The following is a 20,118-nucleotide window of genomic DNA, read 5'->3' on the forward strand; positions in this document are numbered from 1 at the left end:
CAGATCTTTACGGCTCGTTCGGACTTTTACGGCTCGAACTTGTAGCCGAGCCCCCGCACCGTCACCAGGTAGCGGGGCGCGGAGGGATCGGGCTCGATCTTGCTGCGCAAGCGCTTCACATGAACGTCGAGGGTCTTGGTGTCGCCAACATAGTCCGAACCCCAAACGCGATCGATCAACTGGCCGCGCGTCAGCACCCTGCCCGAGTTGCGGAGCAGCATCTCCAGCAGCTCGAACTCCTTGAGCGGCAGTGACACTTGCTCGCCGTTGACGCTGACCACGTGCCGTTCGATGTCCATCCGGACAGGACCGGCCTGGACGGTGGAGGTGATGAGTTCCTCCGGCTCTCCCTGCCGGCGCAGGACGGCACGGACTCGGGCCACGAGCTCCCGGGAGGAATAGGGCTTGGTGACGTAGTCGTCGGCGCCGAGTTCCAGGCCCACTACTTTGTCGATCTCAGAGTCCTTGGCCGTCAACATGATGACGGGGACACTGGAACGCTGGCGCAATTGGCGGCAGACCTCGGTTCCGGGCGTTCCGGGCAACTGCAGGTCCAGGAGGACCAGGTCCGCACCGTTCCTGTCGAACTCCACCAAGGCGTCGCTGCCGTTATCCACTACCTCGACGTCGAACCCTTCCTTGCCCAGCAGATAGGACAGGGGGTCGCTGAAGGACTCTTCATCCTCCACAATCAAAATCCGGCTCAAGCGCTGGCTCCTTGCTCTTGGGCGCCGCTGGCGCCCCCTTGTTGACCCGCGATTTGGGGTTGTTGAATCGCATTGTTGTCTTGGCGAACCGCGTGGGCAGGTTCGACGGCGGCGCCGGCCGCCGGAAGTTCGGACGACCCGGCTGCTGTGGCAGCGGGAGCCGGCAGTGCGGCGTCGTCGTCCTGGCCTTCCATCTCAGGCAGGCGGATGGTAAACGTGGAACCTTGACCGGGCTGGGACCATACGGTCACCTCGCCGCCGTGGTTGGAGACCACATGCTTGACGATGCTGAGGCCCAGGCCCGTGCCGCCCGTGTGGCGGGATCGTGCCGCGTCCACGCGGTAGAAGCGTTCAAAGACGCGTTCCTGGTCCTCGGGCGTCAGCCCCTCGCCCTGGTCCGTGACGGAGATGGCGACCACGCCTTCCCTGCTCCGGACTCCGACGCCCACACGGGTATTTTCCGGCGAGTAGCGGATGGCGTTGTCGATCAGGTTGCGCAGGGCTGTCACCAGGAGATCGCGGTCACCGAAGACCAACGACTCGGAGCGCCCGCCCACCAAGATCTGGATGTTCTTGCTCTCGGCCGGCAACTGCGAGCGGTCCACGGCCTCGGTGATCACTGTATTGATGTCCACCGGATGCCCCTGCTGGGCGACGTTGGCCCCCTGCAGGCGGGAAAGTTCAATGATGTCCTGGACCAAGGCTGCCAGCCGGCCGGACTCCTTGTGCATGCGCTTGGCGAACCTGCGCACGGCTTCTTCGTCATCCGGCGACGCTTCCAAGGCCTCAGCAAGGAGGGAGATGGCGCCCACGGGAGTTTTCAGTTCGTGGGATACGTTGGCCACGAAGTCGTTGCGGATCTCCTCGGTACGGGTGATCTCGGTACGGTCGTCGGCCAGAAGCACGATGTATTCCCAGCCGAGCATGGCTGCCCGGACCTGGACCACAATGGTGCCCTTTCCCAGCGGACCACGTGGGAGTTCGTACTGCTCTTCCAGGATGACGCCGTCACGGCGGACCTTTGCGGTCATATCCAGGAGCTGCTTGTGCACCACGGTGTGGCCACGCACCAGCCCGTACGCATAGGCTGCCGGACTCGCGCGGACTACGCCGTCGATCGCGTCCACCACAACGAAGGCCCGCCCGACGACGGACAGCACTTCCGCTGCGCCTTCCGGAAGCAGGGGTTCGTTGACGTCCAGGTCCACAATGCTGCGTTGCCGCTCGCTGATCCTGAAAGCGAGCATGCCAAAGACGCCCAACGACAGGCCTACGAGACCTGCGACGACACCTATGAGCAATGGATCCACGTGTCCAGCTTATGCTGTGGAAACACGGGCAAGCAGTGATCCGGCGCTAAACGCGGACGGTTCAACTAACGTTCATCTAAAGGAGCCGAACAGTTCACTGGCCCCTGACACAGTTACTGGTTGGACTGTCAATGGTTTTGAAATCCGACCCCCATCATGGGAACAGGATTTCCAAGGAAAGGACGCCTTAGTGCGCAAGGTTTTTCAAGAGGAGCTCACCCAGGTAGGTGACGACCTCATCGAGATCTCCAAGCTGGTTCACGAAGCAATCACGAAGGCTACTACTTCCTTCGAAGGCGCCGACGTGGACCTTGCCCAGGACGTCATCGCCGCAGACGCCCGCATCGACTTCCTGCAGAACAGCCTCGACGAGCGTGCCATCGACATCCTTGCCCTGCAGGGTCCTGTCGCAAGCGACCTCCGCATGATTGTGGGATCGCTGCGCATGAGTGCCTCGCTGGAACGCATGGGTGACCTGGCCCGGCACGTGGCCCAGTTGGCACGCCTGCGCTACCCTGCCACGGTGATCCCCGCATCGCTGACCCAGACCTTCAAGGCCATGGCCCAGCACGACATCGAGATCACGGCCAAGGTCATTGAACTCCTGGAGACCCGCGACCTTGAGGTAGCCCGCGACATCCTCAAGATCAACATCGCCGTGGACGACCTCCACCTCAGCGTCTTCAAGGCAATCGCCTCCCCCGAGTGGAATGAAAGCCCGTCCACCACTGTGGACGTTGCGCTGGCGAGCCGCTACTTCGAGCGCTTCGCCGATCACGGCGTCTCGGTGGCACGCAAGGTCACCTACCTGGTGACCGGCGAATGGCAGCCGGAAGGCTTCTAGCCCTACAGCATTAACGACGACGGCGGCCGGTCACCTGAGGTGACCGGCCGCCGTCGTCGTTGGTTCAGGCTTTATTTTTTGCCCTGGTTGGCCACCGCGAGGATGGCCTGTGCTGCTGCGTCGGGGTCCAGGTAGGTTCCGCCCGGGTTGATGGGCTGGAAGTCCTCATCCAGTTCGTAGACCAGCGGGATGCCGGTGGGGATGTTCAAGCCGGCGATGGCGTCGTCGCTGATGCCGTCCAGGTGTTTGACGAGGGCGCGCAGGGAGTTGCCGTGGGCGGTGACCAGGACGGTCTTGCCGGCCTTGAGGTCTTCCTTGATGTCCGATTCCCAGTACGGGAGCAGGCGAACCAGGACGTCCTTGAGGCATTCGGTGCGCGGCAATGCGTCGCCAAGATCCTTGTAACGGACATCGTGGGCCTGGGAGAACTCGCTGTCGTCCGGGAGGGGCGGCGGCGGGGTGTCGTAGCTGCGGCGCCATTCCATGAACTGCTCTTCGCCGAACTCGGCCAGGGTCTGGGCCTTGTCCTTGCCCTGCAGTGCGCCGTAGTGGCGCTCGTTCAGGCGCCAGTCGCGCTTGACCGGGATCCAGCCGCGGTCAGCCTTGTCCAGGGCCATGTTGGCGGTGTTGATGGCACGCTTCAGGAGCGAGGTGTAGAGGACGTCCGGCAGGATGTCATTCTCAACCAGGAGCTCTCCACCGCGGACTGCTTCTTCGCGGCCTTGATCGTTCAGGTCAACGTCCACCCAACCGGTGAACAGGTTCTTGGCGTTCCATTCGCTGTGGCCATGGCGCAGCAGAATCAGCTTGTAAGTCATGGTTTTCATCCTAGCTGAGCGGTTACGTGCCCTGCCCGGCGTTACGTCCGCGCGAGATAAAGTGGGGCCGTGGTGCAAAAAGCGGAACGGGTGGGCTCTCCCCGCAGTCGGGGCGGGAAGCCCGTGGGAAACATCACCCGCGGCACCACCAATCCCAATCGCATGCGCCGCCTGGACCGTTGGCTTTCCGGGCCGCAGGCATGGCGGCTGCGTGCCGCCGTCGAGCCCCTGGTGGTGGATCTGGGCTATGGCGCCTCGCCGACCACCGCCGTCGAACTTTTCGAACGGCTGCAGGCCGTGCGTCCGGATGTCCGGGTCTGCGGTATCGAGATTGAGCCGGAGCGTGTCCGGACCGCCAAGGAACTCGAGCGGCCGGGGCTGAGCTTTCACGTGGGCGGGTTCGAGGTTCCGGTGCCGGGAAATCCGGTGTTGGTCCGCGCGTTCAATGTGCTGCGGCAGTATGAGGAAGCTGATGTTGCGGGCATTTGGCGGCTGGTGCAATCGAGGCTGGCGCCGGGAGGCCTGTTCATTGACGGCACGTGTGATGAGATCGGCCGCCGCGTGACGTGGGTGGCCCTTGATCCGGAGCGCCCGCTGAGCCTCAGCTTTTCGGTGAGGTTCGGGAGTTTCGAAATGCCCTCTGACGTTGCTGAGCGGCTGCCGAAGGCCCTGATTCACCGCAACGTTCCCGGCGAACCCATCTACGCGTTCCTGCAGGCGATGGACAAGGCCTGGCTGGAGGCGGCCCCTTTGGCGTCGTTCGGCAACCGGCAGCGCTGGACAGGGATGTGCCGTTCACTGCTCGACGCCGGATGGCCGCTTCAGGACGGTCCGGCGCGGTGGCGCCTCGGTGAAGTGACGGTGGCGTGGGACGCAGTGGCGCCCAGGTAGAGCCTTCTACCAGGGACCGTACGGGCCCACGTTGCGGTTGCCGCCGCTGCCGGCCTCGCGGAGGGCGGGACGGACGTCGGCAAGGTAAACGCAGGCCGCGGTGACAGCAGCGATGCCGAAGAGGCCCAAGCCGCTTCCGCCGCTGATCACCGTCAAGGCGCCGATGGCAAAAGCAATGCCGGTCAGCGCAGTCCAGAACGTCTTGGTCCGCTTGGAAGCAGCCACGAAAAGCGTCGGCTTATGGCGCAGGCAGTCCGCGAACGCCCACAGTTCCAAGGCAAGGGCTACCAAGCCAAGGATGAGGTACACCGCGCCGGTGACTATCGCGATCAAGAATTTTCCGTCCACGCCCTTTAGCCTAGCCGTCCAACGACTTCAGCGCTTGCTCAAGGTCGGACCAGAGGTCTTCGACGTTCTCGATCCCGACGCTCAAGCGGACCAGGTTCTCCGGGACGCTGAGGGGCTCGGCTGTGTGCCGGCGTCGGCGTTCAATCAGTGACTCGACCCCGCCAAGTGATGTTGCAGGCAGCCACAGCTGCAAGGCACGGACCAGTGCGTCCGCGGCGTCTGCACCGCTGCGCTGTTCATCGCCGGCGATCTGGATGCAGAGGATGGACCCGAAGCCCTTCATCTGCGCTTTGGCGCGCTCGTGGCCGGGATCCGTGCGGAGGCCGGGGAAGCGGATGGCTTCCACGCGGGGGTGGCTGCTGAGGCGTTCAGCGAGCGTTGCCGCCGAAGCCTGCGAGCGCTCAATCCTTAGCGCCAACGTGCGCAGGCCACGCAGCGCCAGCCAGGCCTCGAACGGTCCGGCGATGCCACCGTGAATGATGCGATGGTGCAGGAGCGTGGCGCGCAGTTCCGGGTTGGAGGTCACCAAGGCGCCCAGCACGACGTCCGAATGTCCGGCCAGGTACTTGGTCACCGAGTGAAGTACGACGTCGGCCCCCAGGCTGAACGGCTGCTGCACCAAGGGCGTGGAGAAAGTATTGTCCGCGACGACGATCGCACCCACTGCGTGAGCGGCATCGGCCAGTGCACGGATATCGGCGATGCCGAGCATGGGGTTGGTGGGGCTTTCGAGCCAGAGGAGGTCCGCCGTCGTGCCGTTTTCCGGGTTGATGAGGGCCTTTACGGCGTCAGTGTCCGTAATGTCCACCGTGCGCAGTTCGAGGAATCCCTTCTCTGCCAACTCCGTTGCCATCACCAGTGAGCCGGCATAACTGTGGGAGGGCATGACCACAACGCCGCCGGCTGGTACCAGGGACAGTGCCGAACTGACTGCAGCGAGACCGGAGGCGTACAGCAGGCCCGGAAGGGTGGCACCCTCCAGTTTGGCAAGTGCGTCCTCGAACGGATCCCAGGTGGGGTTGGCGTAGCGTCCGTAGCCACGGTCGCCGTCGCTCAATGAGCCGGTGCCGAAGTATGTGGAGGACAGGACGATGGGTGGATTGACCGGCTCATCATGGGCGCGCTCGGGGCGGCCGGCTGCAACGACTACGGTTTCCGGAGACAATTCGGCGGCATGCTGATCGGAAAGGCTCATGGTTTCAGCGTAGTGGGGGCAAAGGCTGTGGATGAAAGGTATGACGCGCTTGGATGTCAGTGAAGCTCGGTAGGCTAGACGGGTGAGTATTCAGAGCCCAGGTCTATTTATCGCCTTCGAAGGCGGGGACGGAGCGGGCAAGTCCACGCAGGCCGCCCGGCTCTCTGACGCCCTCCAGTCCCGGGGACTTTCCGTGCTGCGCACCCGCGAACCCGGCGGTACTCCCATTGGCGAAAAGCTGCGTTCCCTGGTCTTGGACCACGGCCACGGCATCATCGATGCCCGCACCGAAGCCCTCATGTTTGCTGCAGCCCGCGCCGCCCATGCAAGCCAGGTGATCCGTCCGGCCCTGGCCGAGGGACGGGTGGTCATCACTGACCGCTACATTGATTCCTCCGTGGCCTATCAGGGAGCCGGGCGAGGCCTGGGCGCCGAAGGCGTTTTGTCACTCAATGAGTGGGCCACCGAAGGCCTGCATCCGGACCTGACGGTACTGCTCGACGTCGACCCCTCCGACGGCCGCCTGCGCCGCACCGCCGGGGACGCCACTGAGGACAGGCTGGAATCCGAGCCCGATGCCTTCCATTCGGCCATCCGGCACGCCTTCCTGGAACTGGCCGAGGCAGCCCCCTCCAGCTACCTGGTGCTGCCCGCGAGTGCGGACATTGAGACCCTCGCCGCCCAGATTTTGGAGCGGGTGGAGTCTTTGCTGGGTGACCGCGTTCCGGGCGACCGTCCGTGAGCGTCTGGGACGACCTCCAGGGGCAGGCACCGGTTGTAGCGCAATTGAAACAGGCGGCGCAGGGTGAAACCGGCCTGACCCATGCCTGGTTGTTCACCGGCCCTCCGGGATCCGGCCGTTCCAATGCGGCCAAAGCCTTTGCGGCTGCGCTGAACTGCGAGCAGGACGACGTCGCCCTTCGCGGCTGCGGCGAATGCGCGGCCTGCCACACGATTCTTGGCGAAACGCACTCAGACGTGACGTTCGTGCGGACCGAGAAAGTCACCATCACCATTGATGAAGCCCGCGGGCTGGTCTCCAAGGCCGGCGACCGGCCTGCCACCGGCCGGTGGCGGATCATCGTGGTGGAGGACGCGGACCGCATGGCCGAACGGACCACCAACGTGCTCCTGAAAGCGATCGAGGAGCCTACACCCCGCACCATTTGGATGCTGTGCGCCCCCTCCCCCGCTGATGTCCTGGTCACCATCCGTTCCCGGTGCCGTCCGGTGAGCCTGCGGCTTCCCCCGGCGTCCGACGTCGCTGATCTTCTGGTCAGGCGCGACGGCGTCGAACGCCAACTCGCTGATCGCGCCGCCCGTGCCGCGCAGAGCCATATCGGTATTGCCCGGCGGCTGGCCCGCGACGCTGACGCCAGGCAGCGGCGGCTGGATACCGTGAGGATTCCGCTGGGTCTGCGCGGCGTCACGGCGGCGGTGATGATGGCCGAAAAGCTGGTGAAGATCGCTACCGAAGAAGCCAACAGCTCCAATGACGAGCGCGACGCAGCTGAGAAGATCGCCCTGCTGGCCAGCCTCGGCGCTCCGGAGTCCGGCACGCTGCCGCCCTCCATGCGCAGCCAGGTCAAGCAGCTTGAGGACGACCAGAAACGGCGCGCCAAGCGGTCCATCACAGACTCCCTGGACCGTACCCTGACGGACCTGCTGTCCTTCTACCGGGACGTCCTGATCATCCAGTTGGGGAACGCTGTGGACCTGGTCAACGTTGAGCTCAAGAGCGAACTGGAAGACTACGCCGGCAGTTCAACCCCGGAAACCACCTTGGCCCGGATGGACGCCATCAACAAAGCCCGTGTCCGAATCACCACCACCAACGTAGCTCCCTTGTTGGCGGTCGAGTCCATGGCCACGAGCCTCATCCAGCAATAGGAGAACCCATGACGTCCGCACCCCGCCGGTCCGCCGGTGCCCCTTCAAAGGTCCGGTCCGCCGGCGACCTTTCCAGGGACCGGTCCGCCCGGCGTGGGGTCCGTCGCGGCTTCGTGGCTACCTGCGTTGCCCTGGCTGCCGCGCTGGTGCTGAGCGCCTGCACGGTACCTTTCCTGCCTGCACCCACGGCCAAGCCGTCCACCAGCACCGTGGATCCATCCATCGCAGCCTCGGCGCCCAAGGGTCTGGAAAAGTTCTATTCACAACCGGTGGAATGGAGCTCCTGCGAAAACGGCTTCCAGTGCGGCAAAGTCCAAGTACCCAAGGACTATGCCAATCCGGGGGACGGTGAAATCGCCCTCGCCGTCATCAAGTTGCCCAGTACCGGCAACAAGCAGGGGTCAATCCTGGTCAACCCCGGCGGTCCCGGTGGCTCCGGCGTGGATTACATCAAGGATGCGGGCAACACCAATTTCACCGAGAAGCTGAAGAACAACTTCGATCTGGTGGGCTTCGATCCCCGCGGTGTGAAGCGCTCCGCTCCCGTGACCTGCATGACCGACGCCGAACGTGATGCTGCCCGCGAAAAGGTGTTCCGAAAAAACACCGACGAAGGATTGGAAGCCGCCCTGGCGTTCAACAAGTCCTTCGCCGAGCAGTGCTCGGAGCAGACCGGGGACGTCCTGGGGCACATCGATACCGTCAGCGCGGCCAAGGACCTGGATGTCCTTCGCGCCGTGGTCAACGACGCCAAGCTCAACTACTTGGGCTTCTCCTACGGCACGTTCCTCGGATCCACCTACGCCGCGCTTTTCCCTGACAATGTAGGCCGCCTGGTGCTCGACGGCGCCGTTGATCCGTCCATCAGCAACGAGGAATTGACCGCCGGACAGGCACGGGCTTTCGAACGGGCAATCCGCACCTATGTGGCCAGCTGCCAGGGCCAGAACCAGTGCCCGCTTAGCGGGTCCGTGGAGAACGGCGTCCAGGAAATCCGCGAACTCATCAACGCCGTGGACCAGAACCCCCAGACGGCCAAGGATGGCCGGCTGGTGACCGGCAATGACTTCGTCAACGGCTTGATCCTGCCTCTCTACAATGACCAAAGCTGGCCCGCGCTGACCCAGGCATTGGAGAGCGCCTTCTCCGGGGACGTATCCCAGATGATGCGGCTGGCTGATCTTGGAGCCGACCGCGAGCCCAACGGCACCTACAGCTCCAACTCTGCCTTTGCGTTCCAAGCCATCAACTGCCTGGACTACCCCATGGTCACTGACACCGCCGGGATGCGCGCAGAGGAAGCCCGCCTCATCCAGGAATCACCCACCTTTGGCGCCTTCTTTGCCTATGGCGGGGTGAATTGCAAGGACTGGCCGTACAAGAGCGCCCGGACCCCTGCACCGGTTGACTACACGGGCTCCGCTCCCATCGTGGTGGTTGGCACCACCGGAGATCCCGCCACTCCCCTGGAATGGTCCCAGTCGCTGCGGAAGCAGTTGGAGAACGCTGCACTGCTCACGTGGGAGGGCGAGGGACACACCGCCTACGGCCGCTCGAACTCTTGCGTCAGCACCGCCGTCGACGAGTATTTTGTTGACGGGAAGCTGCCGCAGGACGGCCTCACCTGCTAGAGCTGGCTGGTTTCCCGCTTCTCCACCAGGAGCGGCAGTTGCTTGATCGAATCCACGACGACGGTGGCACCCGCCGCGCGCAGCGTCGCCTCCGAGTGGGATCCTGTCAGGACGCCCGCCACGAGGGACGCTCCCGAACGGACACCTGAAAGCATGTCCGAGCTGGTATCGCCCACCACGGCCACCTCGCGGACGTCGTCAAGATCCAGGGCGAGGACGGCAGTGAGGATCATGTCAGGGTAGGGACGTCCGCGCCCCGCATCCGCCGGGCACAGGCTCAAGTCCGCCAGTCCCATCCAGCCCAAGGATTCCAGGACCATGTTCTGGGTGTGCCGGCCAAAGCCCGTGGCCAGGCACACCTGCATCCCGGACTCACGCATCCACAGGATGGCTTCCTCCGCCCCTGGAATGGCGCGGACACCGCCGTCGGCAATCATGTCGTCGTAGGCCTTCTCGAAGACCTTGTTGGCGCTGGCAGCCACCGCTGCGTCGTCGAAAAGATGGCTGAACACGGTCATTTTCGAGTAACCCATGGTGCCTCTTGCGTAGCCGAGCATGCTCTCGAAGCGGGTGGTTCCTGGTTCGATGCCGTGCTCCACCAACGCCCGGGACATGGCACGCTCGGTGCGCCCATCATCGGTGATGGTGGTACCCACCATGTCCACCACCGCCAACCTCAGCCGGTTGAATGTGTGGCTGGTGTTCCTGGTCAATGCGTCCCCGGTCATTGAGCGGCTCCTTTGGCTTGTCTGTGTGGCGGGTGTACCCCGCCACAGTTGATTCCCCAGCTTCCGGCGGCAGGGAAACGCCCGCCTGAACCCGGCCCGACGCGTGAGTGAACATCCCCGCAACTGCCGCCACCGCCCTCGTTTTGACCCGGGTGCGGTGCCTCTATTACAGTTATGTCTTGCGTGATCGCCGGGAAACCGGGGATGAACGCGGTGCTTCCTTAGCTCAGTCGGTAGAGCGTTTCACTCGTAATGAAAAGGTCATCAGTTCGATTCTGATAGGAAGCTCGGAGTAAAAGCCTCGGATCCCCTTATGGGGGTCCGGGGCTTTTCCCTTGTCCGGGCTTTCTTGTCCGGGCTTTCTTGTCCGGGCTTTTCCCCTGATGGGCCATGTAGATGCAGGCGTGATGATGGAATTTTCGAACATCTGCCAAATTTTCCGAAATGTTCGAAATAAAGGACATTTTGCCTAGGAGTCCTTATGATCGATTTATGGAACATTCCGATGAATTGACGCCGTTCTACCGGGCTGTCGATGCTGCATCCCTTGGGCGGTCCATCGCAGATGCGCGCAAAGAAGCCGCAATCACGCAGCAGGAGCTCGCCGTGAAACTGGGCGTCACCCGCGGAACCATCGTGCGTCTCGAAGCCGGCGGAGCAGTCTCCGTGGTCGTTGCCATGCGGGCCATCAGGGCGGTGGGCCGCGATGTGGCTTTGGTACCGCGCTTTTCCAAGCTGCAGGTGCGGCCGTGAGCTAGGCGGATCCAGGCCTCGCAGTACGAATTGACGTCCCGCTGCCCCTGAGCGGCCATGGCTTCCAGCCGTTGGGGACAGCTCGGAGCCGCTCTTCCGCAGCGGAGAGTTGAGCTGACGAACGTCCCTGCGGACCCTTCCCGCTGCGACTGCCGGAGCCGTCAACAGCAAAAAGCGCGTACTCCGCCCACCGCTTCCGGCCCACGGGATAGCGTTCGCCGTAGCCACCTGCTGCAACGCCAAGGACCAACTCCTCCATGCGCGACGCTTCGCTCTCTGCGGTCTCGTCACAGGCGTCGCAACCGCAGATGGGAAATGGAAAGTCGTGCAGCACTCCAGCACGGACCACCACTGACGGAAGACTGGTCAGCACGAACGTCAATGGCGCCGCTAGCGGGTCCCGGGGTGCCAATCGAACCACATCCACCATCTCCTCGGCGGTCACGGATACCTCCGCCGTGTGGGCCGGGACAATGCTGACATCCACGTCATAAGTTCTGTTGAGGTACTCAATCAAGGACCGGGCCACCAAGTGCAGCCCTTCGAAGCGTTCGCCGTGGGTGTCCACGCTGTAGGAGTCCTCCGGCGGGCTTTCCGACCCCCATCTGCTCCCGTACCCGATCACTTGGCCGTCAGCGTCGCGGTATTCACGTGATGGCAACTCCGGCCGTATGAAAAGCTCAGGGGCTTGCCCCGTGGGAACCGGTCGCAATTCGGCCGGCGCAGGACCGTCCGGCTCTTCATCCGCCCACTCCATAAGGTGCGTCAGCAGCCCGGCCACCATTGCGTCGTCGGCCTGCCTCAGCCCGTCGATCAAACGGTCCACCGTGATCACCATGCCGCGGTCTCCGACTTCGCGGGAACCGTCCGGCATGATTCTCCAGTGCGCCTCCGGACGCATGGCCGCAATGACGTTCCCAACGAAGATGGTGGCGGCCTCGCTCAAACCGGGTTCGCCGGAGATGTCACCGATGTGGGATCGAAGGAATTCCAGCAATGCGGCAACGTCTGCGGCAAGCCGGCCGGCCGGAATTCCCTCGCCTTCGCAAAATGCCGTGAACGGCGCGTATCCGGCAAGATGCCTGACCGGGGCCTCTTCCTCCTCCGCCGGCATGTACTGGGCAGTCCGTCGATTTAGCACAGCTTTGCTCGAAAGCGCGGTTGGCGATCCTGATGCCGGCCCGTCAAAAAGATCTTCGATATCCCCCATGGGCCCATCCTAGGCGAGTCTGTTTTGTGCGACCCTTAAACGTCAGATCAAGGGAATCATCTGCCCAGCCGGGACATCAGCACAGCGACGGCGGCCGCGACTCCCCCGGCAAGCGTTCCTTCCAGCTCGGGCGCGAAGAACGGCGAATGGTTGACGGGGATTGGACCTTCAATCCCCGAGGCTGGAGTGCCGCCGAACATCCAAAACACCGAGGGCACGCCGATCGCCGTACCCAGGTGCCCGAAGTCCTCGCTGCCCATCATGGGCGGGGTGGATTCAACTGACTCAGCCCCCAACGTCAGCCGCAGTGCCTCAATAACTGCAGGGACGGTGTCGGGGTCGTTGAAGCATTGCGGGAAGCGGTACATCTCCTCAATGACCGGGACGGCCGCCCCGGACGCTGCCGCCTCTGCCTCGATGATGCGGCGAACGGCAGAGAGGACCTGGCCGCGGACGTCGTCGTCGAAGGTGCGGATGTTGAGGGTGAACTCGGCCGAGGCCGGGATGATGTTCTCTTTGAGTCCCGCGTGGAAGGTCCCCACAGTGACGACGGCGGACTTCCGCGGATCCAGCTCACGGGACACTATCCCCTGGAGCCGGGTGACCATGTGCGCGGCCATGACGATGGGATCGATGGAGTCCTGCGGCTGGGAACCATGGGACTGTTGGCCGTGCACCGTGACCCGCAACGAATCTGCCATGGCAGCAACCGGGCCGCTGGAAATGGCAATAGTGCCAACCGGCCGCGGCATGACGTGCTGTCCAAAGACCACCTCGGGACGGGGCGCCTTGTCCCACAAGCCATCGTCCAGCATTGCCAGCGCACCGGCCGCGGTTTCCTCTCCGGGCTGGAAAATCAGTACCAGCGTGCCGGACCAGGACTCCACGTTGCCAGCCAGCACTTCGGCCGCACCCAGCAGGCTGGCCACGTGCGTGTCATGGCCGCAGCCGTGCATGACGGGAACCACCGTGCCGTCCGGAAGGGTGCCGGTGTCCGTGCTGGCGTAATCCAGTCCGGTGGTTTCCTGGATGGGGAGGCCATCCGAATCTGCGCGGAACGCCACCACCGGACCGTCACCGTTCCGGAGGACTCCCACCACTCCTGTGCCGCCGCAGCGGAAATGCTCAATCCCCAGACGGTCCAACTGCTCTTCAATGAGTGCTGCTGTGGCGAACTCCTGCATGGACAATTCCGGATGGGCGTGAAGGTGACGGTACAGGGAGTGCAGTTCGGCGGTCTGTTCGGCGTCGAGTCGGAGTTCGGTGGCAGTCTGGGTCATTGGCCTGTCTTCCTGGTGGTTTTGCGGGGTTTTGGAGGCGGGGCTGTTAGACGTGCGGCGTGGCCTCGTTGATGGCTTCCTTGCGGCGGAAGAACCATGCCAACAGGATGGTGCCCAGAACAGCTATGGCGGTGGACACCATGGCGAGCGACGGCACCAGCGGCAGAACAATAAACACGACGACCGCCGAAACCAGCAGCGCGAACACCGTGGTGCGTGGCTGCTTCATGGACACGATGGCCTGCACCAGCACGGCACCCAACACAGCAGGCAGCACGTACAGGCGCGTCACCAGCAGCACGGAGGGAGGGATGACACTGATGAGCCAAGTGCCCAGGAGACCAACGAAGATTGCCAGTGACATCAGGTGGACTGCTGCGGCGCCACAGATAGCGACGACGGCGGCCAACTCGGCACGCTTGCTGCCCGGCTTTGCCCCGATGTTGGTTTGGGCGATCAGTGCCGCAGGAAGGAGTTTGCTGGAAATATTGCCGATCATGAATGCCTGGTACATGCCGGCAGGTCCCAGCACCGGGTAGTACGTGAGCGGCTCCACGATCCAGATAATGCCAAAAGTTGCAGCGACTGCGGCAAAGGCGATCCATAACTGGGCGGCAGTGATGTCCAGCCCGCCGAAAAAGACCAGGAACAAGGGGCCGGCCAAGGATATAAGGAGCCCCGCGATCATGGTGATCTGGCCCCAACGGGAGGTAGTCCGGTTGAAATCTGCCATACCGGTTTGGGTGATGGTGACAGGAGCGGAGGTGGTGGAGGACATACTGGGTATTCCTTTCGGGCTCATGGAAGGGGACGACGACGGCCGGTCTCAGGAGCCGACTGCGAGGTAGGCTGCGGCCAGCCCGATGACAATGGAAAAACCCAGCCCCCACTCGCGCAGCCAACTCCTGCGAAGCCTTTGCGCCAGCAGCAGGCACAAGCCCATCACCGCGGCGGAGACGATGAAGGCCAACACATGGACCCCGGATTTAGGGAGTTCCGTGAGCCCAAGGCAGGAAAAGGCGCCGATCAAGGCTGCCGCCGGGACAATCGCCATGGCCGCAGGGTTAACGGATCGGATTTTGGCGTCTCCTTTGCGGAGCAGCGGCGTCAGGATCAAGGTGGCCAGCATCCACATGGCGCCGCCGATGCTCATGACGAAGAAGGCGACAGCAAAAACGCTTTGGGTGTAGCTGGCCTCACCCAGCTTGGCCCCCAAGGTTCCCGCGGAGACACTCGCCGCTGACACCTCGTAGGCTGCCGATCCAATAAGGCCGATGCGTACAAGGACAGCAGGCGCCCCGAAGAGGCCCAACAGGGCAATGGCGACCAGGCACACGGCCAAGGAAGGTCCGATTGCGGAGACGGCCCCGGAGCGGAACGAGGTCTTGATGTCCTGCGGACTCATCTCAACCGATGGTGCCGCCCGCCGGGCGGCCTTCATGAAGATCACGGACTGGAGGATAATGACGCCGAAGACGCCGGCCACGCAGATCCACAGGACAGGATTGTTGGCGATGACCATGATGTCGTTCGAATCGGTGGGAACCAGTGATTGCAGTGCCAGGGGTTGGTGCATGGAAACCTCCGGGTGAGAGCCCCCCAGCTGTTCCTCGACCGGGACGACGCTGTGCAGTGTGCGGCGCTGTGGGGCAAATCCATACCCAGTAACCGGATCGGCCATGGGGTTAGAAACACCATTCACTATGAGCCGGATCACAAACAATAGCTGACGGAATCAGCCTCTCATCTGGCCGAATCCGTCAAACCTTGCCGTCGGGGATCCCGGGCTTCCGCGCTCCGGCGTGACGGGGCACACTTCAAGGCAGTAGACATCCAGCAAAGGAGCACCATGCCTGAGACCATTGGCGAGCTGTCCGCCGTCGAACTTTCCGCAGCGATCCGGGCGAAGAAGATCTCTGCCCGCGAAGCCCTGGCCGAACACCTTGAACGCATCGCCGAGGTCAACCCCGTGATCAATGCAGTGGTGACCCTCGACGCCGAAGGTGCCCAGGCCTTGGCGCACCGTGCGGACCAACTGACGGCGTCCGGGGCACAACTCCCACCCCTTCACGGCGTGCCAATGACCCACAAGGACACCAACAACACCGCCGGGATGCGCACCACACAGGGCTCGCTCGCCTTGCGCGACTTCGTTCCCGACGCCGACGACCTCATCATTGCCCGGTTGAAGGCGGCCGGCGTGGTCAGTACCGGAAAGTCGAACGTTCCCGAGTTCGGAGCCGGCTCCCACACGTTCAACGACCTCTTCGGGACCACCACCAACCCCTACGCGCCCACCCTCAGCGCCGGCGGCAGCAGTGGCGGGGTGGCCGCCGTCGTCGCTTCCCGTGTCCAAAGCATCGGCGACGGCAGCGACATGGGCGGCTCGCTCCGCATCCCGGCTTCCTTTTGCAATGTGGTGGGCTTCAGGCCCTCGACGGCGGTGATCCCCATGCCGTCCGACGTCAACGCCTACGCGTGGCTGGGAAGGACCGGCCCCATGGCTCGGAGCGTGGAGGACATCGCTTTGTTCATGTCCGTGACGGCGGGCAAGGATCCCCGCGTTCCGCACCCGGAGGGGCTCAACCCGGAGGTTTTCCGGGAAGGGCTGCAAACCGATATGCATGGCGTCCGGATCGGCTGGTCACCGGACTTCGGAATCGGGGTCCCCGTGGACCGTGAAATCCTGGATCACCTTGAGCGGCAACTGGAGGTCTTTGAGCGCCTCGGGGCGATCGTAGAAGAAGCCACCCCCGATTTCAGCGAAGCCGACCTTGTATTCGGCAATACCCGTGCCATGGACTTCGCCGCAGGACTGGGAGCCATCCTGGAACGCGCCGGGGACGTCATCAAACCCGAGGTGCACTGGAACGTCCGGAAGGGCTTCGATCTCACTGCCCGGGACCTGCTGGAGACCGCGGCGGCCCGAACACGGCTGGAACAAAGCGTCCAGTCATTCTTTGGGCAGTACGACCTCTTCGCCAGCCCGTGCGCGCAGGTCCTCCCCTTCGATGCCTCGCAGCGATACCCGGCGGACATTGCCGGGGTGCCTTCGGAAACGTATCTGGACTGGATGCGCTCGGCCTGCCTGTTGTCCGCCACAGGGTTACCTGTGCTCAGCGTCCCGGCCGGCTTTGGTCCTGCAGGACTCCCTATCGGCCTGCAGCTGGCGAGCAACCACTACACGGATATGCAGTTGCTGCGCTACGGCTACGCCTTCGAACAGCAGACCTTGTATGCAGGCGTCGCGCCTGAAGTGACATCAGCGCAGAAACCAATGACTACCGTGAGCGCATAACCCTGCCACCGCGTTTTCCCGCGTCCAACAGGATGGAAACATCCACGGTGACGGCGTTCTGCGCCCATGCCGAATCCGTGATGAAACTGTAAAGGGCTGCCATGTCCTGCACCGTGACGTCGGCCATGATCTGGTAGTCGCCGGCGATCGCCGCGGCATAGCGGACAGTGGGCAGCTCCGCCAGGCTCTTGCCCACCTGTTCAACATGCTGCGGAGACGCCCGGATCCAGAGCAGTGCCTCAACGTTCAAGCCAAAGGACGCCGGTTCAAGGATCGCGCGTAAATGAACCTGATTATTGGCCAACAACCATTCGGTGCGGCGACGCGCTGTTGCTTCCGAGACACCCACCCGCCTGCCCAACGCTTCAAAGCTCATCCTGCCATCGGCACAAAGGGCATCAACGATCTCGTGGTCCTGGCGGCTCAAGTCCTGCCGCGGCACCAGGCTGCCGGAATCGCGGGTGAGGCTGGAGCGGAGCACGTCCGCTTGGTCGTTGGGGAGGATCTCCGGCCGCCACCCGCGGATGGTGCGGAAGTATCGCAGTACGGGGTAGCTGGTGGCGTCTCGCAGGCCAATGGTTGCAGGTAACTCGTCAGAGAGCACATCACCCATGCGGGATGGCTCGGTGAGGATCTCCGCAACGCAGTCTCCGGCACCCGTAGTGGTGTACACGAACGTGGTGTCCGCCCTTTGCCCCAGTGCATGGGCCGCTGCCCGCACTGTACCGGGCAGGCACCGCATCTGCACCAGCACCACGGCCGGCTTGGGCCGGATGCCCACCACGGCGACCGCCCCGGACTCCAACAGCTGTGAGCCGCGGCGGGCCACGGTTCGCTCTGCTTCGCCGAGCGCCGCCGCCATTTTGCGCCAAGGGCACCGCGGGTCCAGTTGGAGAGCGGCAACAATCTGCCGCTCCAAGGCGTCAAACACCACCATGCAAGCTCCGTCCTCCGTGGGCTGGGGTTGCTCAATTTCACCACGGACTCAGGTGCGGGGCGTCACGACGCCGGGTACCGGCGTCGTGCGTTAACGGCAAGTGCCCCGCCCCCGGGGAGGGGACGGGGCACCGGGATCAGGCTTCGGGTTTAGGCGAAGTCGGAGACTGCCGGGTCCGGTCCAATGCGGCCTTCGGCACCGCGGTCAAGACCGTTGATGGCCTCGATGTCCGTGGCGTCCAGCGTGACGTTGAGCGCTGCGAAGTTTTCCTGGATGCGGGACTCAGTGACGGACTTGGGAATGACCACATTGCCGATGGCCAGGTGCCAGGCGATGACCACCTGGGCGGGAGTGGCATCGTGCTTGGCGGCAATCTCGGCAACCGTGGCGCTTTCAAGCAGCTCGCCACCTTGTCCCAACGGCGACCAAGCCTGGGTCAGGATGCCCTTGGAGGCGTTGAATTCGCGGAGGTCGGCCTGGTTGAAGAACGGGTGAAGCTCCACCTGGTTGATGGCCGGAACAACGCCCGTTTCATCGATGATGTGCTGCAGGCCTTCCTTGGTGAAGTTGGAGACACCGATGGACTTGACCCGTCCGCGCTTCTTGAGCTCGATAAGGGCCTTCCAGGTGTCCACGTATTTTTCCTGCTTGGGCTGCTGCCAGTGGATCAGGTACAGGTCCAGGGTCTCAAGGCCGAGACGGTCCATGGACTCCTCGAAAGCGGCCAGGGTGGACTCATAGCCCTGGTCAGCGTTCCACAGCTTGGTGGTGATGAAGATGTCCTCGGCGGAAAGGCCGGAGGAAGCAATGGCGCGGCCGACGCCGGCCTCGTTGCCGTAGATCTTGGCGGTATCGATGTGGCGGAAGCCGGCTTCGAAAGCCTGGCGCACCACCTTTTCGGCTACATCGTCTTCAACTTGCCACACCCCGTAGCCGAGCTGGGGGATGGTGTTGCCGTCGTTGAAAGTAAGTGTTGGTGACGAAGTCATGTGTGCCATCCTGCCAGCACGAACCTGTTAAAAGCCCGGATTGTTACGGAGATCAGCTATGCGCTTAACTTCTTGTCCAGGAGGAATAAACGCGTGCGCGTGTAGTTGCGCACGCTTGGCTTATTGTTTGCTTGTCAGGCCTCGAGTTGCCGCTCCGCGTCAGCCACCTGCTCGAACACCGACTCAGCACGCCGCCTGACGGACAGGGCTCCCACCGGCACGGGGCCCACAGCCAGCCTCAACATCGCCGCCGCCTCTGCTGTGGTGGCCAAGGAATTACCGGCCTTGGACAACGCCCGGTGCACGCCGGCCAAGGCCCCGGGAACGTCCAGTCCGTCGCTCGGAGAACGTTTTTGTGCCTCGACGCAAATAGTCCTCACACGGGCAGACAACTCAGCGAGCTCGTTGGCGATCTGAACGAGTTCGCCATAGAGCTGTTCATCATCAACGCCCTCGAGAACCTGGTGATATCGATCCAATCCACGGTGGAAACGGTCATGGGCGCGCCGCCACAACCCCTTGCCAAGCTCCAGATCGTCTTTCCGTCCTTGGCGGACGGCCCCAAAGAAACCCACCTGGGAACTCAGAGGTACTGACCCGGACCGTGGTCGGGGTCTTCCGGCCGGCCCGGCTGAGGAGCTGTACCGGGAGCCCCCGGCGCTGCGGCCCGTTGCGGCTGACCGTTTTCACCAATAACGATGCCCGGCGCAATGACAGTCCCCGGCGGGAGCTGGCGAAGGTGCATCTGCGCGGCCGCATGTTCCTTGGCAGCCTGCTGGGCAGCGAGGGCTGCCTGAATGCCGTGGAACAAGCCTTCCAGCCAACCCACCAGCTGTGCCTGGGCAATGCGAAGCTCCGCATCCGAGGGCGCCTTTTCATCAGGGAAAGGCAAGCTGATGCGTTCCAGCTCCTCGATCAGCTCCGGCGCCAGCCCGTCCTCGAGTTCCTTGATGGAGCGCTCGTGGATTTCAGCGAGGCGGCCACGGGCAGCGTCATCCAGGGGCGCGGCCTTCACTTCCTCCAGGAGTTGGCGGATCATGGTTCCGATCCGCATCACCTTGGCCGGCTCGTCTACGAGCTCGTGAAGGTTGCCTGCCTTGGGTTTGGCAGCCTTCCCGGGCTCTCCCCCATTGGATTGCTGTCCGAGGGGCTTCTCAAGCCCACCTTCCAGCGTGGTTCCCTCCACGGGGGTGTCGTCCGAAGCCTCATCCGTGGGCTGAATGTTGTTCAGATCGCTCATTCGTTCATACTCTCATGGGGTTCGCGCGTACCGCCGTCCAATCTTTCAT

Annotated in this window: 21 protein-coding genes and 1 tRNA gene; 8 read left to right on the forward strand and 14 right to left on the reverse strand. The window is 63.5% G+C overall.

Features of this window, described 5'->3' with window-relative positions; translation table 11 throughout:
* Window positions 1-26 precede the first annotated feature (26 nt).
* Together M1D51_RS17575 and M1D51_RS17580 are read right to left on the reverse strand one after the other, a co-directional pair.
* Window positions 27-707, reverse strand: coding sequence for a response regulator transcription factor (locus tag M1D51_RS17575; protein ID WP_020608526.1), 681 nt, complete (start codon window positions 705-707; stop codon window positions 27-29).
* Window positions 704-2,008, reverse strand: coding sequence for a sensor histidine kinase (locus tag M1D51_RS17580; protein ID WP_458109612.1), 1,305 nt, complete (start codon window positions 2,006-2,008; stop codon window positions 704-706). The genes M1D51_RS17575 and M1D51_RS17580 overlap by 4 nt, the downstream gene beginning before the upstream one ends.
* 199 nt (window positions 2,009-2,207) lie before the next feature.
* Here M1D51_RS17580 and phoU point away from each other — a divergent pair, with 199 nt between their 5' ends.
* Entirely contained in the window at window positions 2,208-2,861 is a 654-nt protein-coding gene (phoU, locus tag M1D51_RS17585; RefSeq protein WP_017198057.1) for a phosphate signaling complex protein PhoU, read from the forward strand.
* 71 nt (window positions 2,862-2,932) lie between these two features.
* On the opposite strand, the gene M1D51_RS17590 is transcribed toward phoU, so the two are convergent.
* Window positions 2,933-3,679: a phosphoglyceromutase gene (locus tag M1D51_RS17590; protein ID WP_458107407.1), complete on the reverse strand. Its 747-nt coding sequence runs from the start codon at window positions 3,677-3,679 to the stop codon at window positions 2,933-2,935.
* Window positions 3,680-3,748: 69 nt separating this feature from the next.
* On the opposite strand from M1D51_RS17590, the gene M1D51_RS17595 reads away from it, so the two are divergent.
* Window positions 3,749-4,570, forward strand: coding sequence for a class I SAM-dependent methyltransferase (locus tag M1D51_RS17595; protein WP_458107408.1), 822 nt, complete (start codon window positions 3,749-3,751; stop codon window positions 4,568-4,570).
* Window positions 4,571-4,576: 6 nt separating this feature from the next.
* Here the strand turns inward: M1D51_RS17595 and M1D51_RS17600 are convergent, their stop codons facing one another.
* Window positions 4,577-4,918, reverse strand: a complete 342-nt coding sequence (locus M1D51_RS17600) for a DUF2516 family protein (RefSeq protein ID WP_172325468.1) — start codon at window positions 4,916-4,918, stop codon at window positions 4,577-4,579.
* 10 nt (window positions 4,919-4,928) lie between these two features.
* Window positions 4,929-6,113, reverse strand: a complete 1,185-nt coding sequence (locus tag M1D51_RS17605) for a trans-sulfuration enzyme family protein (protein WP_458107409.1) — start codon at window positions 6,111-6,113, stop codon at window positions 4,929-4,931.
* An 82-nt stretch (window positions 6,114-6,195) separates the two neighbouring features.
* On the opposite strand from M1D51_RS17605, the gene tmk reads away from it, so the two are divergent.
* From tmk to M1D51_RS17620, 3 genes are read left to right on the forward strand one after another with little or no spacing between them, the layout of a single operon-like run.
* The gene (gene tmk, locus M1D51_RS17610) at window positions 6,196-6,855 is read left to right on the forward strand and encodes a dTMP kinase (protein ID WP_458107410.1); all 660 of its coding nucleotides are present in this window, start codon (window positions 6,196-6,198) and stop codon (window positions 6,853-6,855) included.
* Entirely contained in the window at window positions 6,852-8,003 is a 1,152-nt protein-coding gene (locus M1D51_RS17615; RefSeq protein ID WP_172325609.1) for a DNA polymerase III subunit delta', read from the forward strand. The genes tmk and M1D51_RS17615 overlap by 4 nt, the downstream gene beginning before the upstream one ends.
* Before the next feature lie 8 nt (window positions 8,004-8,011).
* The gene (locus M1D51_RS17620; protein WP_458107411.1) at window positions 8,012-9,634 is read left to right on the forward strand and encodes an alpha/beta hydrolase; all 1,623 of its coding nucleotides are present in this window, start codon (window positions 8,012-8,014) and stop codon (window positions 9,632-9,634) included.
* Here the strand turns inward: M1D51_RS17620 and M1D51_RS17625 are convergent.
* Window positions 9,631-10,362, reverse strand: a complete 732-nt coding sequence (locus M1D51_RS17625) for an HAD family hydrolase (RefSeq protein WP_172325611.1) — start codon at window positions 10,360-10,362, stop codon at window positions 9,631-9,633. The genes M1D51_RS17620 and M1D51_RS17625 overlap by 4 nt on opposite strands.
* A gap of 215 nt (window positions 10,363-10,577) precedes the next feature.
* Between M1D51_RS17625 and M1D51_RS17630 the strand changes: the two genes are divergently transcribed.
* Together M1D51_RS17630 and M1D51_RS17635 are read left to right on the forward strand one after the other, a co-directional pair.
* Window positions 10,578-10,650 (forward strand) — tRNA-Thr (locus M1D51_RS17630).
* A gap of 204 nt (window positions 10,651-10,854) precedes the next feature.
* Window positions 10,855-11,115: a helix-turn-helix transcriptional regulator gene (locus tag M1D51_RS17635; RefSeq protein WP_458107412.1), complete on the forward strand. Its 261-nt coding sequence runs from the start codon at window positions 10,855-10,857 to the stop codon at window positions 11,113-11,115.
* Between the two features lies 1 nt (window position 11,116).
* Here M1D51_RS17635 and M1D51_RS17640 read toward each other — a convergent pair whose 3' ends face one another.
* From M1D51_RS17640 to M1D51_RS17655, 4 genes are read right to left on the reverse strand one after another with little or no spacing between them, the layout of a single operon-like run.
* Window positions 11,117-12,325, reverse strand: a complete 1,209-nt coding sequence (locus tag M1D51_RS17640) for a DUF6226 family protein (RefSeq protein WP_458107413.1) — start codon at window positions 12,323-12,325, stop codon at window positions 11,117-11,119.
* A gap of 56 nt (window positions 12,326-12,381) precedes the next feature.
* Window positions 12,382-13,605: an amidohydrolase gene (locus M1D51_RS17645; RefSeq protein ID WP_458107414.1), complete on the reverse strand. Its 1,224-nt coding sequence runs from the start codon at window positions 13,603-13,605 to the stop codon at window positions 12,382-12,384.
* 46 nt (window positions 13,606-13,651) lie between these two features.
* Complete coding sequence (locus M1D51_RS17650; protein ID WP_458107415.1) at window positions 13,652-14,383, reverse strand: hypothetical protein; 732 nt, start codon at window positions 14,381-14,383, stop codon at window positions 13,652-13,654.
* A 48-nt stretch (window positions 14,384-14,431) separates the two neighbouring features.
* On the reverse strand, window positions 14,432-15,181 hold the full coding sequence (locus M1D51_RS17655) for a DUF5058 family protein (protein WP_458107416.1): 750 nt from the start codon (window positions 15,179-15,181) through the stop codon (window positions 14,432-14,434).
* A 273-nt stretch (window positions 15,182-15,454) separates the two neighbouring features.
* Between M1D51_RS17655 and M1D51_RS17660 the strand changes: the two genes are divergently transcribed.
* Window positions 15,455-16,903: an amidase family protein gene (locus tag M1D51_RS17660; protein WP_458107417.1), complete on the forward strand. Its 1,449-nt coding sequence runs from the start codon at window positions 15,455-15,457 to the stop codon at window positions 16,901-16,903.
* On the opposite strand, the gene M1D51_RS17665 is transcribed toward M1D51_RS17660, so the two are convergent.
* From M1D51_RS17665 to M1D51_RS17680, 4 genes are all read right to left on the reverse strand, one after another.
* Entirely contained in the window at window positions 16,887-17,840 is a 954-nt protein-coding gene (locus tag M1D51_RS17665) for an Lrp/AsnC family transcriptional regulator (protein WP_458107418.1), read from the reverse strand. The two genes, M1D51_RS17660 and M1D51_RS17665, sit on opposite strands and share 17 nt — an antisense overlap.
* Before the next feature lie 149 nt (window positions 17,841-17,989).
* Window positions 17,990-18,829: an aldo/keto reductase gene (locus tag M1D51_RS17670; protein ID WP_172322739.1), complete on the reverse strand. Its 840-nt coding sequence runs from the start codon at window positions 18,827-18,829 to the stop codon at window positions 17,990-17,992.
* 134 nt (window positions 18,830-18,963) lie between these two features.
* Window positions 18,964-19,404, reverse strand: coding sequence for a hypothetical protein (locus M1D51_RS17675; RefSeq protein ID WP_458107419.1), 441 nt, complete (start codon window positions 19,402-19,404; stop codon window positions 18,964-18,966).
* A gap of 8 nt (window positions 19,405-19,412) precedes the next feature.
* Window positions 19,413-20,069, reverse strand: coding sequence for a bacterial proteasome activator family protein (locus tag M1D51_RS17680; RefSeq protein ID WP_458107420.1), 657 nt, complete (start codon window positions 20,067-20,069; stop codon window positions 19,413-19,415).
* Window positions 20,070-20,118 lie beyond the last annotated feature (49 nt).

The sequence above is a fragment of the Arthrobacter sp. R3-55 genome (assembly GCF_054161505.1).

What these genes read in the sequence shown, in the direction of transcription:
- M1D51_RS17645 (WP_458107414.1), bottom strand. Translation starts at nt 13,605, where the DNA reads ATGACCCAGACTGCCACCGAACTCCGACTCGACGCCGAACAGACCGCC.
- M1D51_RS17620 (WP_458107411.1), top strand. Translation starts at nt 8,012, where the DNA reads ATGACGTCCGCACCCCGCCGGTCCGCCGGTGCCCCTTCAAAGGTCCGG.
- M1D51_RS17660 (WP_458107417.1), top strand. Translation starts at nt 15,455, where the DNA reads ATGCCTGAGACCATTGGCGAGCTGTCCGCCGTCGAACTTTCCGCAGCG.
- M1D51_RS17625 (WP_172325611.1), bottom strand. Translation starts at nt 10,362, where the DNA reads ATGACCGGGGACGCATTGACCAGGAACACCAGCCACACATTCAACCGG.
- M1D51_RS17640 (WP_458107413.1), bottom strand. Translation starts at nt 12,325, where the DNA reads ATGGGGGATATCGAAGATCTTTTTGACGGGCCGGCATCAGGATCGCCA.
- M1D51_RS17670 (WP_172322739.1), bottom strand. Translation starts at nt 18,829, where the DNA reads ATGACTTCGTCACCAACACTTACTTTCAACGACGGCAACACCATCCCC.
- M1D51_RS17635 (WP_458107412.1), top strand. Translation starts at nt 10,855, where the DNA reads ATGGAACATTCCGATGAATTGACGCCGTTCTACCGGGCTGTCGATGCT.
- M1D51_RS17605 (WP_458107409.1), bottom strand. Translation starts at nt 6,113, where the DNA reads ATGAGCCTTTCCGATCAGCATGCCGCCGAATTGTCTCCGGAAACCGTA.
- M1D51_RS17665 (WP_458107418.1), bottom strand. Translation starts at nt 17,840, where the DNA reads ATGGTGGTGTTTGACGCCTTGGAGCGGCAGATTGTTGCCGCTCTCCAA.
- M1D51_RS17590 (WP_458107407.1), bottom strand. Translation starts at nt 3,679, where the DNA reads ATGACTTACAAGCTGATTCTGCTGCGCCATGGCCACAGCGAATGGAAC.
- M1D51_RS17655 (WP_458107416.1), bottom strand. Translation starts at nt 15,181, where the DNA reads ATGCACCAACCCCTGGCACTGCAATCACTGGTTCCCACCGATTCGAAC.
- M1D51_RS17680 (WP_458107420.1), bottom strand. Translation starts at nt 20,069, where the DNA reads ATGAGCGATCTGAACAACATTCAGCCCACGGATGAGGCTTCGGACGAC.
- M1D51_RS17650 (WP_458107415.1), bottom strand. Translation starts at nt 14,383, where the DNA reads ATGTCCTCCACCACCTCCGCTCCTGTCACCATCACCCAAACCGGTATG.